At 43.1% G+C, this 15,451-nt stretch carries 15 protein-coding genes; 14 read left to right on the plus strand and 1 reads right to left on the minus strand.

The window, feature by feature from the left end; translation table 11 throughout:
• Positions 1 to 130: 130 nt before the first annotated feature.
• Positions 131 to 403, minus strand: coding sequence for a hypothetical protein (locus DYE48_RS21630; RefSeq protein WP_482793341.1), 273 nt, complete (start codon positions 401 to 403; stop codon positions 131 to 133).
• 351 nt (positions 404 to 754) lie between these two features.
• Here DYE48_RS21630 and DYE48_RS08320 point away from each other — a divergent pair, with 351 nt between their 5' ends.
• The 14 genes from DYE48_RS08320 (at position 755) to recA (ending at position 15,197) form a co-directional block, all read left to right on the plus strand.
• On the plus strand, positions 755 to 1,480 hold the full coding sequence (locus tag DYE48_RS08320; RefSeq protein ID WP_089652357.1) for a GntR family transcriptional regulator: 726 nt from the start codon (positions 755 to 757) through the stop codon (positions 1,478 to 1,480).
• A 113-nt stretch (positions 1,481 to 1,593) separates the two neighbouring features.
• Entirely contained in the window at positions 1,594 to 2,715 is a 1,122-nt protein-coding gene (locus DYE48_RS08325; RefSeq protein ID WP_279629294.1) for a BMP family lipoprotein, read from the plus strand.
• 128 nt (positions 2,716 to 2,843) lie between these two features.
• On the plus strand, positions 2,844 to 4,370 hold the full coding sequence (locus DYE48_RS08330) for an ABC transporter ATP-binding protein (RefSeq protein ID WP_115823225.1): 1,527 nt from the start codon (positions 2,844 to 2,846) through the stop codon (positions 4,368 to 4,370).
• Positions 4,370 to 5,416 carry an ABC transporter permease gene (locus DYE48_RS08335; RefSeq protein WP_115823226.1) on the plus strand — a complete coding sequence of 349 codons (1,047 nt, stop codon included), beginning with the start codon at positions 4,370 to 4,372 and terminating at the stop codon, positions 5,414 to 5,416. The genes DYE48_RS08330 and DYE48_RS08335 overlap by 1 nt, the downstream gene beginning before the upstream one ends.
• Complete coding sequence (locus DYE48_RS08340; protein ID WP_208639644.1) at positions 5,417 to 6,376, plus strand: ABC transporter permease; 960 nt, start codon at positions 5,417 to 5,419, stop codon at positions 6,374 to 6,376.
• A gap of 140 nt (positions 6,377 to 6,516) precedes the next feature.
• Positions 6,517 to 7,803: an EF-P 5-aminopentanol modification-associated protein YfmF gene (yfmF, locus tag DYE48_RS08345; protein ID WP_115823227.1), complete on the plus strand. Its 1,287-nt coding sequence runs from the start codon at positions 6,517 to 6,519 to the stop codon at positions 7,801 to 7,803.
• Positions 7,803 to 9,095: an EF-P 5-aminopentanol modification-associated protein YfmH gene (gene yfmH / locus DYE48_RS08350; protein WP_115823228.1), complete on the plus strand. Its 1,293-nt coding sequence runs from the start codon at positions 7,803 to 7,805 to the stop codon at positions 9,093 to 9,095. The genes yfmF and yfmH overlap by 1 nt, the downstream gene beginning before the upstream one ends.
• Positions 9,088 to 9,807, plus strand: a complete 720-nt coding sequence (gene ymfI, locus DYE48_RS08355) for an elongation factor P 5-aminopentanone reductase (protein ID WP_115823229.1) — start codon at positions 9,088 to 9,090, stop codon at positions 9,805 to 9,807. The genes yfmH and ymfI overlap by 8 nt, the downstream gene beginning before the upstream one ends.
• A gap of 67 nt (positions 9,808 to 9,874) precedes the next feature.
• Positions 9,875 to 10,135, plus strand: a complete 261-nt coding sequence (locus DYE48_RS08360; RefSeq protein WP_115823230.1) for a DUF3243 domain-containing protein — start codon at positions 9,875 to 9,877, stop codon at positions 10,133 to 10,135.
• A gap of 194 nt (positions 10,136 to 10,329) precedes the next feature.
• Complete coding sequence (locus tag DYE48_RS08365) at positions 10,330 to 11,121, plus strand: DUF3388 domain-containing protein (protein ID WP_089652351.1); 792 nt, start codon at positions 10,330 to 10,332, stop codon at positions 11,119 to 11,121.
• An 18-nt stretch (positions 11,122 to 11,139) separates the two neighbouring features.
• Entirely contained in the window at positions 11,140 to 12,057 is a 918-nt protein-coding gene (locus DYE48_RS08370) for a helix-turn-helix domain-containing protein (protein ID WP_115823231.1), read from the plus strand.
• A 117-nt stretch (positions 12,058 to 12,174) separates the two neighbouring features.
• On the plus strand, positions 12,175 to 12,753 hold the full coding sequence (gene pgsA / locus DYE48_RS08375; protein WP_089652349.1) for a CDP-diacylglycerol--glycerol-3-phosphate 3-phosphatidyltransferase: 579 nt from the start codon (positions 12,175 to 12,177) through the stop codon (positions 12,751 to 12,753).
• On the plus strand, positions 12,750 to 13,988 hold the full coding sequence (locus DYE48_RS08380; RefSeq protein WP_115823232.1) for a competence/damage-inducible protein A: 1,239 nt from the start codon (positions 12,750 to 12,752) through the stop codon (positions 13,986 to 13,988). The genes pgsA and DYE48_RS08380 overlap by 4 nt, the downstream gene beginning before the upstream one ends.
• A 165-nt stretch (positions 13,989 to 14,153) precedes the next feature.
• The gene (gene recA, locus DYE48_RS08385) at positions 14,154 to 15,197 is read left to right on the plus strand and encodes a recombinase RecA (RefSeq protein ID WP_089652347.1); all 1,044 of its coding nucleotides are present in this window, start codon (positions 14,154 to 14,156) and stop codon (positions 15,195 to 15,197) included.
• Positions 15,198 to 15,451: the final 254 nt, after the last annotated feature.

The following is a 15,451-nucleotide window of genomic DNA, read 5'->3' on the forward strand; positions in this document are numbered from 1 at the left end:
ATTCAGTTTCGAGACTTTTGTGGGACCTTAGGGGCTCCGGGAAAAGGTTCGCTTTCCGTGGGAGAGTGATGAGCCTCCTCGAGCTAACGCTTTGCGGGGTCTCATCTACCACGCACTTCCCACAGGAGTCTCACCGTTTCCCTCCGTCCCTTTGCCATATGAGGTTCTCGAAACCCTCTAACAGTAACCTGCCGAGTTCTGTAAGGAAGACCTGCTCACCCGCGCCGTTATAGAGTTGTTTTAACCAAAGATCCTGCACAAATAAGGCGTGGGAATAGGGTCTGGGAAACGTCCGCATGAAAAGCGAATGGAGAAACGAACGTGTGTGTTTTTCTACTGACTGATCCAAAACACCGCAAATCGTCGTTTCCCTGACCCCGTATCCATGGCCAGAAATGGTCATTCATTATTTCAACTAGGCAAGGCTTCCCTTAAGGGTTCGCGATATGCGCTCACCGCGCTCCCGCGGAAAGCGAACTATTACCCGCAGCCCCCATCCACTCAACAAAAGTCTCGAAACTGAGTCTTTAAGAAAAGGGAGCTTTTCTGGAATAAATTTAGAAATTTTGCATGGATGGAGTGCTTATCGAAATCTATCAAACGTTTCCATGGAAATGAGTCAAAATTCATAAAAATGTCCTAATTCTATTTATTTATTTATCGAATAGTGTTATATTATTGTCAAAATGTGATGTGTCGAACGTCAGAGGTCAGATCTCTAGACAGATAGTTCAATAGACTTGGGGTGAAAGTGATGTCCATCAGACAAGATACTCGACATCTTTATTTACAGGTGATCGAGCAGATTAAACGCGATATTGAAAACGGTATCTTTTTAGAAAAGCAAAAACTACCATCCGAATTCCAGCTTTCCAAATCCCTTGGGGTTTCCAGGGCGACGCTTAGGGAAGCATTGAGAATACTAGAAGAAGAAGGTGTGGTTACCCGAAGGCATGGAGTGGGTACTTTTGTTAATCCAAAACCCTTGTTCACATCAGGGATCGAGGAATTAGACAGTGTCACAGGGATGATTGCGAAATCAGGAATGACCCCTGGGTCTCAGTATCTATCTGCGGAGCTTATCGAACCTACAGAAGAAGATCGAAAACGATTCTCTCCACTGGAGGTACATAGCATTGCAAAGGTCGAACGTGTACGAACAGCCGACGACCAGCCAGTGGTTTATTGTACAGATAAAATCCCAGAAGGCTTACTCCCGATCGATCAGATTAGAGAAGCGGATTCTTTATTTAATGTTTTAGAACGATATACAGGGAAAACGATTGGCTATGCGGTAACTCATATTGAACCGATCGGATTTCATGAGAGAATTTCTCCGATTTTGAATTGTGAACCTGACCAGGCTCTCTTACTTTTGAGACAAATGCATTACTCCCAGGATGATGTTCCGATGCTGCTTTCCTCCAATTACTTCCGGGCTGACAAGTTCAGCTTCCATGTCTTAAGAAAAAGAGTGTAAGGGCTTACAATAGTGTGGCGGATTCATTTTAGGGAGGTGAGGCTGGTTATAGATTCTTGAAATCTGCTGGATTTTGATTAACGTCATACTAAAAAAATTAGGGGGTAATTTTTTTGTTGAAAAGTCGTTTTCTTATGGTTCTAGTATTTCTATTAACTTTTGGTGTGTTTTTAGCTGCTTGTGGTTCTTCTGGAGGAGAGGAAGAAACGAGTGGAAGCAGCAGTGATGATTCTGGCAGTGAGGAATCTTCTGAAGAAGAAAACAGCGATTTCTCTGTAGCCATGGTTACCGATGTGGGCGGGGTTGATGATAAGTCTTTCAACCAATCCGCTTGGGAAGGCTTACAGGCTTTTGGTGAAGAAAATGGAATGAGCAAAGGTGAGGGAATCGATTACGCTCAATCTGAGAGTGATGCCGATTACGCAACAAACCTGAACCGTCTTGTACGTCAGGATTATAATTTGATTTATGGGATCGGGTACCTTCTTCAACCGGCCATCGCAGAAGTTGCTGAGCAATATCCGGATACGAACTTCGCCCTTGTTGACGCCGTTCAAGAAGGAGATAACGTAGTAAGCATCATGTTTAAAGAGCACCAAGGTTCTTTCCTTGCAGGTGTAGCTGCTGCAAACAAGACGAACACGGATAAAATCGGTTTCATCGGTGGTGTTGATGGAAGCTTGATCAACAAGTTCGAAGCAGGATTTGTCGCTGGTGTTAAATCTGTGAACTCTGAGATCGAAGTAGAAGTAGAGTATGCAGAAAGCTTCAACGATTCTCAAAAGGGACAAGCGATTGCATCCAACATGTATTCCAAAGATATCGATGTCATTTACCATGCTTCTGGTGGTACAGGTAACGGTGTATTCGCTCAGGCGAAAGACATAAAGAACAGTAATCCTGATGAAGAGGTATGGGTCATTGGTGTCGACCGTGACCAACACGAAGAAGGTCAGATCGGTGACTCCAACGTCACCCTAACTTCTATGGTTAAACGTGTAGACATAGCTGTTCAAGAAGTAGCAAATCAAGCAATGAACGGAGAATTCCCTGGAGGGGAAGTTCTTGAGTTTGGTCTTGCTGATGATGCGATCAGCATCGCTCGCACGAACGAGGAAGCGATGACAGAAGAAATCGTTTCTGCTGTTGAAGAGTGGAAAGAGAAAATCGTCAACGGCGAAGTTGAAGTGCCAAGTACACGTGAAGATCTTCAAACATTCTTAGATTCCATGTAACAACTGTCAGAAAGGGCTGGTGTGAGCCGGCCTTTTCTTCTGTAAAAGAAAATCACCAAATGAAAAGATTGTTCCGGCCCTTTTCCTTTGGTGATTTTTTAAGGTGAACGGGGGAGGGAGAGAGACGAATGGACTATGTAATTGAAATGTTGAACATTAGAAAAGAATTCCCGGGTATTGTAGCGAATGACAATATTAATTTGCAAGTGAAAAAAGGTGAAATCCATGCTCTTCTTGGGGAAAATGGAGCAGGTAAATCTACACTGATGAACGTACTGTTCGGCCTCTATCAGCCGGAAAGAGGAGAAATCAGAGTGCGTGGAGAGAAAGTCAACATCACAGATCCCAATGTAGCGAACGCACAAGGCATCGGGATGGTTCACCAGCACTTTATGCTCGTGGACACGTTTACAGTCACTGAAAATATTGTTCTAGGCAGCGAACCGAAGAAAGCAGGAACGGTGAACTTAAAACATGCGGAAGAACAGGTGAGAGAGCTTTCGGAGAAATACGGTCTAAATGTAGATCCAAAAGCGAAAATCCGTGATATATCCGTAGGGATGCAACAGCGTGTCGAGATATTGAAAACGCTTTATAGAGGAGCGGAAATTTTAATTTTTGACGAACCCACAGCGGTTCTTACTCCTCAGGAAATCAAAGAGTTGATTGATATTATGCATAGCCTTGTGAAAGAAGGGAAATCAATCATCCTGATCACCCATAAGTTGAAGGAAATTATGGAGGTCTGTGATCGGTGCACCGTTATACGAAAAGGGCAGGGAATCGGGACTGTCAATGTCTCTGAAACCAACCCAACAGAGCTTGCTTCTTTGATGGTAGGTCGTGATGTCAGCTTTTCGACTGAGAAGACAAAGGCAGATCCAAAAGAAGCTTACCTCTCTATCACGGATTTACGCGTGAAAGATGTCCGCGGTGTCGAAATGGTCAAAGGATTAAACTTGGAAGTCCGTGCAGGAGAGATTGTAGGAATTGCTGGTGTTGATGGCAATGGCCAATCCGAGTTAATTGAAGCGATCACAGGATTAAGAAGAAGTGACTCTGGAACCATCCGCCTTCATGATAAGGAAATTACCAATTTAACGCCTCGTAAAGTAACACAATCCGGTGTTTCTCACATCCCACAGGATCGTCATAAATTCGGTCTTGTACTCGATTTTCCCATTGGTGAAAATATGGTACTGCAAAGTTATCACCAGAAACCTTATTCGAAAAAGGGCGTCATGAACTTTAAGAACATTTATCAAAAAGCAAAAGATTTGATTGCCGAGTATGATGTCCGCACGCCGGATGTATATACGCCGGCGAGAACGCTTTCGGGCGGGAACCAGCAAAAAGCGATCATCGGCCGTGAAGTGGACAGGTCCCCGGACTTGATTATTGCAGCACAACCCACACGTGGCCTGGATGTAGGAGCTATTGAATTTATCCATAAAAAATTAATTGAAGAGAGAGACAAAGGTCGCGCCGTTCTTCTTCTATCATTTGAACTAGATGAAATCATGAACTTGAGTGATCGGATTGCCGTCATGTTTGATGGACAGATCATTGCTGATGTCCAACCAGAAGAAACGAATGAGCAGAAGCTCGGGTTGCTCATGGCTGGTAATTCAACAGAGAAAGCAGGTGAGCAATAATGTTTTCAAATCGACTATTCAATATATTAGTACCTATTATTTCTGTTTTGCTCGGCCTGATTTCTGGTGCTATCATCATGCTGATCTTCGGTTATAATCCGATTGCCGGTTTTGCTGCACTATGGAATGGAGCCTTTGGCGATGCATACTTTTTCGGAGAGACGATCAGGCAAGTGACGCCTTACATCCTCTCAGGGCTTGCGGTCGCATTTGCGTTAAGATCAGGTCTGTTGAACATTGGTGTTGAAGGTCAGGTGTTCATGGGATGGATCGCTTCGGTCTGGATTGGGATTTCTTTCGATCTTCCCATGATTGTCCACTTGCCGCTAGCGATTTTGGCTGCAGCTGTTGCTGGAGCATTCTGGGGTTTTATCCCTGGTCTTCTAAAAGCGAAACTGGGTGTTCATGAAGTTATTGTTACCATCATGATGAACTACATTGCTTTATATTTGAGTAACTCCATCGTTCGGAATCTATTGAGTGACGGGGCTGACAGAACAGATAAAGTAGCAGAAACAGCATCTTTACAATCCAACTGGCTTGCAGAAATGACATTTTATTCAAGGATCCACTATGGTTTTATTGTCGCCATTCTTATGGCGTTTGTCATGTGGTTCATTATCAACCGGACAACGACCGGGTTTGAATTAAGATCTGTAGGCTTCAACCAGCATGCTTCAAAATATGCAGGTATGAACGTTAGTAAAAATATTGTACTTGCAATGGTCATTTCCGGTGCATTCGCAGGACTTGCCGGGGCTATGGAAGGACTAGGTACGTTCGGATTCATGTCCATTAAAGCAGGTTTTACAAACATTGGTTTCGACGGGATCGCCGTCGCCTTACTTGGTGCGAATACGGCATTTGGTGTCATTCTCGCCGCCTTCCTCTTCGGAGTCCTGAAAATCGGTGCATTGAATATGCCGACAGCTGCAGGTGTCCCGACAGAGCTTGTAGAAATCATTATTGCTTTAATCATATTCTTCGTAGCTTCAAGCTACATGATCCGCTGGGTCATTCTTCGGTTTAAAAAGGAGGGGAAATAAATGGAGATTATTGAACTGATCAGCCGTATACTCGGCGCATCTGTTGTATTCGCAACCCCTCTTATTTTTACCGCTTTAGGGGGAGTGTTCAGTGAGAGATCCGGAGTCATCAACATTGGTCTCGAAGGCTTAATGATTATGGGAGCTTTCGTAGCGATCGTTTCCAACTTGACTTTCCATAGTGTTTTCGGCGCCGCGACTCCTGTCGTATCCCTAATCATTGCGATGATCGTATCCGCTATTTTTGCACTTGTCCATGCCGTTGCCTCGATTACTTTCCGGGCGGATCAAGTCGTGAGTGGGGTGGCTATAAACTTCCTGGCTTTAGGAATTGGGTTATTCCTTACCAAGCAATGGTATGACAAAGGACAGACGGATTTCATTGAAAGTCCGATCTATTCTTCAAATGTCCCTCTACTTAATAAAATCCCTATTCTAGGGGACATGTTTTTCACCGGGTGGTACTGGACTTCTTACTTAGCTATTGCCATGGCATTCATTGTGTGGTTCATTATTTTTAAAACACCATTTGGACTTCGTCTTCGCTCTGTAGGTGAACATCCTATGGCTGCAGATACAAACGGAATCAATGTCTACAAGATGAGATACATCGGAGTTATGCTTTCTGGTGCCTTCGGTGGTCTTGGTGGCGCTGTGTACGCCTTGACAGTAACCCATAACTTTTCTCATGGTACAATCGTGGGGCAAGGGTTTATTGCGCTTGCTGCGGTCATCTTCGGGAAATGGCACCCGCTTGGAGCGCTCGGCGCAGCTATTTTCTTCGGATTTGCTCAGAGTTTAAGTATTGTTTCATCAGATATTGCCCTTTTGGAAAATGTCCCTTCTGTCTTCATGCTCATCGCTCCTTATGTACTGACGATCCTTGCTCTGGCAGGGTTTATCGGAAGAGCGGAAGCACCAAAGTCATTGGGAGAAGCTTATGTAAAAGGAAATCGATAAAAGCTTTCAAGTCCGGTACGTAGGTGCCGGACTTAATTTTTTTACTTTTTCACACATATACCTTAGCATAAGACTTAGTTAGAATGGATGAATATGGACATGTAGGTCTATAATAGAAGAGACTGACAAGGAGGATGAATATGAAAATAACTGAAGAAACGCTACTCGAAAAAGAAGGGTATCGTCTACATATTTTACCAAGCAAAAAATACAAAACCATTACAATTGTTGCAAAATTCAAAGCCCCTTTGAAAAGAGAAGGAATCACTGAACGTGCGCTTTTACCACATGTCCTGCAAAAAGCGACGAACAATCACCCGAATGTGCGATCACTCCAATCTGCGTTTGAAAACCTTTACGGAACCGCTCTTTCAAGCGACGGCTCCAAAAAGGGGGAGAACCATGTCATCAGCTTCCGTATGGAAGTCGTCAATGAAGCGTACTTGAATGATCAGGAACCGATTCTCGAGGAAGCGGTCCAATTGTTTAATGAAGTCTTGTTTGATCCGAAGACGGAAGGGGAAGGATTTGATTCCTCAATCGTCGATCGTGAAAAACAGACCCTTGAGCAAAAAATCACCAGCATCAAAGATGACAAAATGAGTTATGCCAATATGAGGCTCATGGATCATATGTGCAAAGACGAACCATACGCTTTGCATGTGCATGGATACTTAGAAGACCTCGAAACGATTACATCTGAAAAGCTCTACGCTTATTATAAAGACATGATCGCAAAAGACATGCTTGATGTGTATGTAATTGGTGATATGGATCAAAAAGCGATTGAAAAGCTTACAGATCAGTATTTCTCTAGAAAAGGAAGTACTAATGCCGATGACGACCAAGTATCTGTCACGAAAGAAGTTAAGGAAGCAAGGGAAGTTATCGAAAGGGAAGAAGTGAACCAAGGCAAACTTCACCTTGGCTACCGAACTTATACGAAGTTCGGTGACGATGATTACTATGCCTTGCAGATCTTCAACGGCATATTCGGAGGGTTCCCAAGTTCCAAGCTGTTTATGAACGTACGTGAGAAACACAGCTTAGCTTATTATGCTGCTTCAAGGTTTGAGAGTCATAAAGGCCTTCTGCTAGTTTTCAGTGGCGTAGATCCTAAAGATTTTGATCAAGCGAAATCGATCATATTGGAGCAGATGGACGCAATGAAGAACGGGGACTTTACAGAGGATCAAGTTGAAGAGACGAAAGAACAGGTCATTCATCAACTTCAAGAAACGATGGACAATGCGAACGGGATGATCGAAGTTCTTTATCATCAGATGTTATCAGGTGCTGAAATGCCTGCGAATGAGTTAATCGATAATATTCGAAAAGTTACGAAAGAACAAGTCGTCCAAATGGCCAAAAAGATTGAACTGGACACGATTTACTTTTTGACGAGTAAAGAAGGAGGGGAATCTTAATGGAAGAACTGGTTTATACTCAGCTGAACGAAACGGTTTATCAGGAAACATTGGATAATGGGTTGAAAGTGTTTTTACTTTCAAAACCTGAAATGGCCAAGACATTTGGTATCTTTACAACCAATTATGGATCGATTGATCAAACGTTCACACCGATCGGGAAAAGTGAGAAAGTGACGGTACCAGAAGGTATTGCACACTTTCTTGAACATAAACTGTTTGAAAAAGAAGATCGTGATGTGTTCCAGGATTTTACAAGACTCGGCGCATCAGCGAATGCCTTTACATCCTTTACGAAAACGGCTTATCTGTTTTCTGCAACCAGTCAAATTGATAAAAATGTACAGACACTGCTTGATTTCGTACAGGACCCTTATTTCTCAGAGGAGTCTGTGGAAAAAGAAAAGGGAATCATCGCTCAGGAAATCCGCATGTACGATGATCAGCCTGATTGGCGTTCCTTTTTTGGAACGATCCAAAGTTTATACCACGACCATCCTGTGAAGGTGGACATCGCCGGGACAGTTGACAGCATACAAAAGATTACGAAAGATGACCTTTACACCTGTTACGAGACGTTTTATCACCCTTCGAACATGGTCTTATTCGTTGCTGGAAATATCGATCCTGAGTCCATGATGACAATGATCAGGGACAATCAAGCGAAAAAAGAATTCCCTGATGCACCTGAAATTAACCGTTCCTATCCTGAAGAACCAGCTACAGCAGCTAAAAAAGAACATTCGATCACGATGCCCGTCACAACAGCGAAGGCGATGGTCGGGGTCAAGGAAAACGTCGAAGGGTTAACTGGCGAAGAATTAGTTCGTGGAGAGCTTCTATCAGGGATGATTCTCGATTATTATTTCTCAAGAAGCGGTGTTTTCTATGAGGAGCTTTACAAAAACGATCTCATCGATGACAGTTTCCAGTTTGAAACAGAACTTGATCGCCAGTTTGGCTTCACCATTCTTGGCGGAGATTCTAGAAAGCCGGACGAAATGGCTTCACGGATTAAGGAAATGTTACATGAGTTAAAGGAACAACGTATATCTGATGAAGACTTCACAAGGATGAAGAGGAAGAAAATCGGTCAATTTATGAGAGCGATGAACTCCTTGGAGTTTATCGCCAATCAATTCACCCATTACCACACGCTCGGTACAGACTTATTTGAAGTGCTGCCAATCATTGAATCCTTGACCGCGGATGATGCGGAAGAATACTTGCAACACTGGTTGAAAGAAGACGCGATCACCGTCTTCCAAGTCAAACCACAAGCCAATGCATAAAAAGTGCTTGATCATAGGGGCCAGCGGAGGAATTGGTCAGGCAATCGTTCAACGTGTTGTCGATCAAGGGTTTTCTGTTGGCCTGCATTACAACCAAAGTGAGCAGATGATTCAAGAAATGAGTAAAGAGATTCCTGATTCGCAAAGGGCTGGAGTATATCAAGCGGATCTTTCCACGTTGGATGGCATCCATTCATTTTTAGGTCAAATCAATGAAGAATGGGATGCTGTGATCTTTGCTGGCGGGCATATGTATAGCGGTTTATTCCAGGATATGAAAGAGAATGAGCTAGACGAACTGTATTTGGTACACGTCAAATCTTTGTGGATGATCACCAAGAAGGTGCTTCCCTATATGATCCGAAAGAAAAGAGGCAATATTCTTGTAATCAGTTCTATTTTCGGACTTGAGGGTGCGAGTATGGAGGTTGTGTACAGCTCTGTGAAAGGTGCACAGAACAGCTTTGTCAAGGGGCTTGCGAAAGAAGTTGCTCCAAGTGGAATAAGAGTCAACTGTATTGCCCCTGGCTTAATTGCGACAAAGATGAACGCCCATCTGGTTCAGGAAGAACTGGACTTCCTTGAGGACGATATTCCTCTTGGGCGGTCTGGGACGCCTGAGGAAGTCGCACACATGGCCGACTTTTTGTTGAGTGACAAATCAAGCTATATAACGGGACAAGTGATTCAAGTCGATGGTGGTTGGTCTTAATTCTGTTGCATAAAATCGGTGTTTCCTTCTCATACTAAGCATGAAAAAATTCAGAGGAGGTTACATCATGTCTGTTCTCGATAATTTCGATTCTTGGAAAGATTTCTTGGGTGATCGCTTACATCAGGCGAAAGGTCAAGGAATGCAAGAACAAGCGGTTTCTGAGCTTGCTTATGAAATTGGTGGTTATTTAGCAAACTCCGTTGATGCGAAGAACGAGCAGGAAGCTGTCTTGCGTGATCTTTGGAATGTAGCAGATGAAAAAGAGCAACACGCCATTGCCAATATGATGGTGAAGATGGTTCAAAACGAAGGAACACAAGCTTAACCTCGTCATCAATCCGCACAGACGTCTGTGCGGATTTTTTTCTGATAAAACCAAGCTTTTTCAATTTTTGTATGTTTATGTAGGATCGAACCTTTCCTATTTAGATAAAATCCTTTATGATAGATAGAGAGTGAAAAATTCCATAAATCACTCGACTTTGACAAATAACGACAATTTTTCAGAGGAGTTGTATTATGGAAAAAAAAGAATGGTACTTAGAATATGAAATCCAATATAACCGCCCAGGATTGCTTGGGGACATCTCCTCACTGCTCGGGATGATGGCGATTAACATCGTCACCATCAATGGTGTGGAAAATTCACACCGGGGAATGCTGCTTTTATGTAAAGATGAAGAACAAATCACTCGGTTGAGATCGATTTTAAATACAATGGATACAATAAAAGTGACCAAACTGCGCCGTCCTAAATTAAGAGATCGTTTGGCAGTAAGGCATGGACGATATATACATAGTGATGTGGATGATCGTAAAACTTTCCGTTTCAATCGGGAGGACTTGGGATTACTTGTCGATTTTATGGCCGAACTTTTTATGAAGGATGGGCATAAACTGATTGGAATCCGCGGGATGCCACGAGTAGGAAAAACAGAGTCTGTCGTAGCAGCGAGTGTATGTGCAAACAAGAGGTGGCTATTTGTATCAAGTACGCTTTTAAAACAGACGGTACGAAACCAGCTGATCGATGAAGAGTATAATGAAGACAATCTTTACATCATAGATGGGATTGTGTCTGCTAAACGAGCGAATGAAAAGCACTGGCAGCTTGTACGTGAAATCATGAGACTTCCTGCTACGAAAGTCATTGAACACCCAGACATTTTCGTTCAGGAAACGGAATATACAATGGATGACTTTGATTATATTATTGAACTTCGGAATAACGAAGATGAAGAAATTACTTATGAACCTGTGGAAAAACAAGAAATGTCAATGAATGAAGGTTTTTCCATGTTCGATTTTTAGAAATTGGATGGTGTTAACATGGAGATTGGTGAAAGACTGAGGGAAGCCCGGGAATCAAAGGGGCTTTCTTTAGAATCGTTGCAAGAGACAACAAAAATACAAAAACGCTATCTTCAGGCGATTGAAAAGAATGAGTTTCAAGTGCTTCCTGGAAAATTCTACACCCGAGCGTTTATCAGGGAATATGCCTCTGCTGTCGGATTAGACCCTGAAGTAGTCATGGAAGAACATAAAGGGGAGCTTCCGACCTTTGATGAGGAAAGTACGGTACAATACAGCCGTGTTCAGAGGACAAAGAAAGAAGCGACACAGAAAAGCGGCCCATCTTCCAGGGTGCTGCCGACGATCTTAACCGTTGGATTGATCATTGGCTTAATATTTGTTGTTTGGCTCGTATGGCAGAATATGAGCGGGGCAGAGGATGGCAGTACGGCAACAGATAATGGTTCCGACAATGAAATAAGTGTCCCAGAGGATTCTCAAAGTGAAACTTCCGACGATCAGCAAGAAGCGGAAGGTAATGAAGATGGAAGTGAATCTGAAGAACCAGCTTCAGAAGAAGAACCAGATCCAGAGGAAGAAGAAACCCCTGCGGAGGATGAAGAAGAGGTAGACATTCAACTGGTTCAGGAAGGGACAGGTTCTTTTCCAGAGCACACCTATGATGTCAGTGGCACAACTGAACGTTCCGTTACCATCGAGTTGACAGGGAGAGCCTACATGGAAGTGCAAGCTCCTAAGAGTGGTGAAGACCTTGTGACAGCGAAGGAATATACCGCGGATGATTCGCCTATCTCCCTTGATTTAGGAGACAAAGCTGAATTGTACATTAAGACTGGGAATGCACCGGGGACAACCGTTACGATTGATGGGAAGGAAGTTCCTTATCCTAACCCAGAAGTATCCACACAAAAGTTATTGTTGCAATTCAACTAAGAAACTGAATATAATCATGACTAGGCTGCCAAAGCGTTTCATTGGAAGAGTGCAAATCCACTCTTCGTGGACGGGCAGCCTTTCATGTATTGAAATGAATGTTAGGAGAGTGAGCTTATGAATTTACCAAATAAAATTACATTGTCCAGAATTTTTCTTATTCCGATTTTCATTATCCTTATGAGTGTTCCATTTGATTGGGGGACTTTTCAAATGGAAGAACGTGAATTACCTGTCGCCCACTTAGCAGGTGCTTTGCTGTTTATTATAGCTTCTACAACTGACTGGATCGACGGGTATATTGCAAGGAAATATAACCTTGTCACTAACTTAGGGAAGTTTCTCGATCCTTTGGCTGATAAACTTTTAGTCAGTGCAGCCCTCATCTTACTAGTTGAGATCGGTCTTGCACCTGCATGGATCGTCATATTGATCATCAGCCGAGAATTCGCTGTGACGGGACTTCGATTAGTAGCCGCGGGAGAAGGAAGTGTCCTTGCTGCAAGCCAAATGGGGAAACTGAAGACATGGATCCAAATCATCGCCATTTCTCTTCTGCTCTTGCATAATTGGCCATTCGCTTTCATCGGTTTCCCTCTGGGAATGATTGCTCTATATTTGGCGTTATTGATTACCGTTTACTCTGGTTATGATTACTTCAAAAAAAATTGGCATGTAATGAGGGATTCTAAATGAGAGCAGAAATTATAGGTGTCGGTACGGAATTACTATTAGGTCAAATTGCGAATACAAATGCTCAGTGGATCTCAAGTCGGCTTGCGACTCTCGGGCATTCGGTTTATCACCACACCGTTGTTGGAGATAACTTGAAAAGAGTGACAGATTCTTTTGCATTGGCCGAGTCGAGGGCTGATCTTGTTATTGTCACAGGTGGTCTCGGTCCTACAGAAGATGACTTGACACTGGATGCCGCTCAGCTCGTTTTTGATCAGGAATTGGTCGAACATGAAGATTCCATGGAGAAGATCAAAAGCTATTATCAAAGAAACCAAAAGTTTATGTCAGAGAACAACCGTAAACAGGCGCGTGTGTTTGAGAGTGCCTCCGTCTTTCAAAATTTAGAAGGGATGGCGCCTGGTCAACTGGTAAAGCATGAGGATACCCTGTGGGTCTTCCTTCCAGGGGTCCCTAGAGAAATGAAGTATATTATGGATGAGTATATCATTCCGTATTTACAGAATAATTACCACATTGAATCCCAAATCGTTTCAGAAATGATGCGTTTCATCGGGATCGGTGAATCGGATTTGGAAACCAAACTGCAGTCTTTGATTAGATCTCAAACCAATCCAACCATTGCCCCGCTCGCTTCTGAAGGGGAAGTGGGTTTAAGGTTGACAGCGACAGGGGAATCCACGGAACAGGCGAAGGAAAAAATTCTCTCGCTCAAAACTGAAATCCTAGCACATGTCGGAAAGTATTATTACGGCAGTGATGCGATTACCATTGAAGAGAAGGTACGAGATCTTCTTAAAGAAAAGAGCCTCAAAATCGGCTCAGCAGAAAGCTTTACCGGTGGGAGGTTTCTAGAGCGTTTGATTGCACTGCCCGGTGCTTCATCCGTCTGTCAAGGCGGATATACCGTCTATACTCCTGAGATGAAAGAGAGAATTCTTCAGGTACCCAAATTCCTAATAAAGAAATACGGAACCATCAGCCATGAATGTGCGGAGATGATGGCTTTAAATGCTCAAGCGAACTTAGACGTCGATGTTGTTGTCAGTTTCACAGGTGTGGCAGGTCCGGATGCCAGTGAAGGACATGAACCAGGTACCGTCTTTATCGGTCTTCAAATAGGGGAGAGAAAACCTGAAGTTCATAAATTTCATTTCGATGGAGGACGGGAACAGGTGAGAGTGAGAGCTGTGAAAAAGGCGTACGAAATGATTTTCCATAGATTAAAAAATTGATTTTCATTGCTAAAAAGGTGCAATTTTGATAATTTCACGTAGAGGAAATAAAAAAATTGCACCTTTTATTCTTTTGAAAAAACGGGAACATTTATTCGCTTTTTAGTTGGCAAACGATCAAAAACAAGTTATGATAGGGATAGAAATATTGAAAGGCGGTATATAATGAGCGATCGTAAACAAGCATTAGATATGGCATTACGTCAAATAGAAAAGCAATTCGGAAAAGGCTCTATTATGAAGTTGGGGGAAAGCGCTGAGCAGAAAGTGAACACGGTTCCGAGTGGATCCCTCGCTCTTGACGTGGCTCTTGGAGTCGGCGGCTACCCTCGTGGTAGAATTGTAGAAATTTATGGACCAGAATCTTCAGGTAAAACGACTGTTGCGCTTCACGCTATTGCAGAAGCTCAAAGAAAAGGCGGTCAGGCAGCTTTCATCGATGCAGAGCATGCCCTTGATCCTGTCTATGCAAGAGCATTGGGTGTAGACATTGAAGAACTTCTACTATCTCAACCGGATACGGGAGAGCAGGCACTGGAAATCGCGGAGGCCCTTGTCCGTAGTGGTGCCGTTGATATGGTTGTCATCGACTCTGTAGCAGCACTTGTACCGAAAGCTGAGATTGAAGGGGAAATGGGTGACGCACACGTCGGTTTGCAAGCCCGTTTGATGTCCCAGGCGCTTCGTAAGCTTTCTGGAGCCATAAATAAATCGAAAACGACGGCCATCTTCATTAACCAGATTCGTGAAAAAGTGGGGGTTATGTTCGGTAACCCTGAAACAACCCCTGGTGGCCGTGCGCTGAAATTCTATTCTTCTGTTCGATTGGAAGTCCGTCGTGCGGAGACTTTGAAACAAGGAAACGAAATGGTCGGAAATAAAACCCGTTTGAAAGTAGTCAAAAACAAAGTGGCCCCTCCTTTCAGACAGGCGGAAGTAGATATAATGTACGGAGAAGGAATTTCTCGAGAAGGGGAACTGCTTGATATCGGAACAGACCTCGATCTCATACAGAAGAGTGGTTCCTGGTATTCATATAAAGATGATAGACTTGGCCAAGGGCGTGAGAATGCGAAACAATTCCTGAAAGAAAATGTAGAGGTCTACGAAGAAGTGAAAAAATTGATTCGAGACCATTATGGCATGGAAGCAGATCCAGAAACTGCAGATGCCGATAATAAAGAAAGTCAGGAAACGTTGGACGTTTAATCGATTAGTAGAAAAAACGAGTATGAAACAGCTGTTTCATACTCGTTTTTTTAATATGTTTGATTTTTCGAAGTCAATATCAAGAACTATTTTTAGGGTTATTCAGGGCTTTTTATTCAGCGGTCCGGTCTCGAAATGTAAAATTAATAGACTGACATTTTCAAATATTTGAATATGTTAGCAGATACATAGGGCGTTTCCTTGACATTCCGTATAGTCAAGCATAAAATGAATGTGTATCATTTTCATCTTTA

Origin of the sequence: Halobacillus trueperi (assembly GCF_003386945.1) — a bacterium.
Classification (GTDB): Bacteria; Bacillota; Bacilli; order Bacillales; family Halobacillaceae; genus Halobacillus; species Halobacillus aidingensis.

Excerpts from the sequence above, each read along its gene's own strand:
- DYE48_RS21630 (WP_482793341.1), bottom strand. The coding sequence starts at position 403 with ATGACCATTTCTGGCCATGGATACGGGGTCAGGGAAACGACGATTTGC.
- DYE48_RS08320 (WP_089652357.1), top strand. The coding sequence starts at position 755 with ATGTCCATCAGACAAGATACTCGACATCTTTATTTACAGGTGATCGAG.
- DYE48_RS08330 (WP_115823225.1), top strand. The coding sequence starts at position 2,844 with ATGGACTATGTAATTGAAATGTTGAACATTAGAAAAGAATTCCCGGGT.
- DYE48_RS08335 (WP_115823226.1), top strand. The coding sequence starts at position 4,370 with ATGTTTTCAAATCGACTATTCAATATATTAGTACCTATTATTTCTGTT.
- DYE48_RS08340 (WP_208639644.1), top strand. The coding sequence starts at position 5,417 with ATGGAGATTATTGAACTGATCAGCCGTATACTCGGCGCATCTGTTGTA.
- yfmF (WP_115823227.1), top strand. The coding sequence starts at position 6,517 with ATGAAAATAACTGAAGAAACGCTACTCGAAAAAGAAGGGTATCGTCTA.
- yfmH (WP_115823228.1), top strand. The coding sequence starts at position 7,803 with ATGGAAGAACTGGTTTATACTCAGCTGAACGAAACGGTTTATCAGGAA.
- ymfI (WP_115823229.1), top strand. The coding sequence starts at position 9,088 with ATGCATAAAAAGTGCTTGATCATAGGGGCCAGCGGAGGAATTGGTCAG.
- DYE48_RS08360 (WP_115823230.1), top strand. The coding sequence starts at position 9,875 with ATGTCTGTTCTCGATAATTTCGATTCTTGGAAAGATTTCTTGGGTGAT.
- DYE48_RS08365 (WP_089652351.1), top strand. The coding sequence starts at position 10,330 with ATGGAAAAAAAAGAATGGTACTTAGAATATGAAATCCAATATAACCGC.
- DYE48_RS08370 (WP_115823231.1), top strand. The coding sequence starts at position 11,140 with ATGGAGATTGGTGAAAGACTGAGGGAAGCCCGGGAATCAAAGGGGCTT.
- pgsA (WP_089652349.1), top strand. The coding sequence starts at position 12,175 with ATGAATTTACCAAATAAAATTACATTGTCCAGAATTTTTCTTATTCCG.
- DYE48_RS08380 (WP_115823232.1), top strand. The coding sequence starts at position 12,750 with ATGAGAGCAGAAATTATAGGTGTCGGTACGGAATTACTATTAGGTCAA.
- recA (WP_089652347.1), top strand. The coding sequence starts at position 14,154 with ATGAGCGATCGTAAACAAGCATTAGATATGGCATTACGTCAAATAGAA.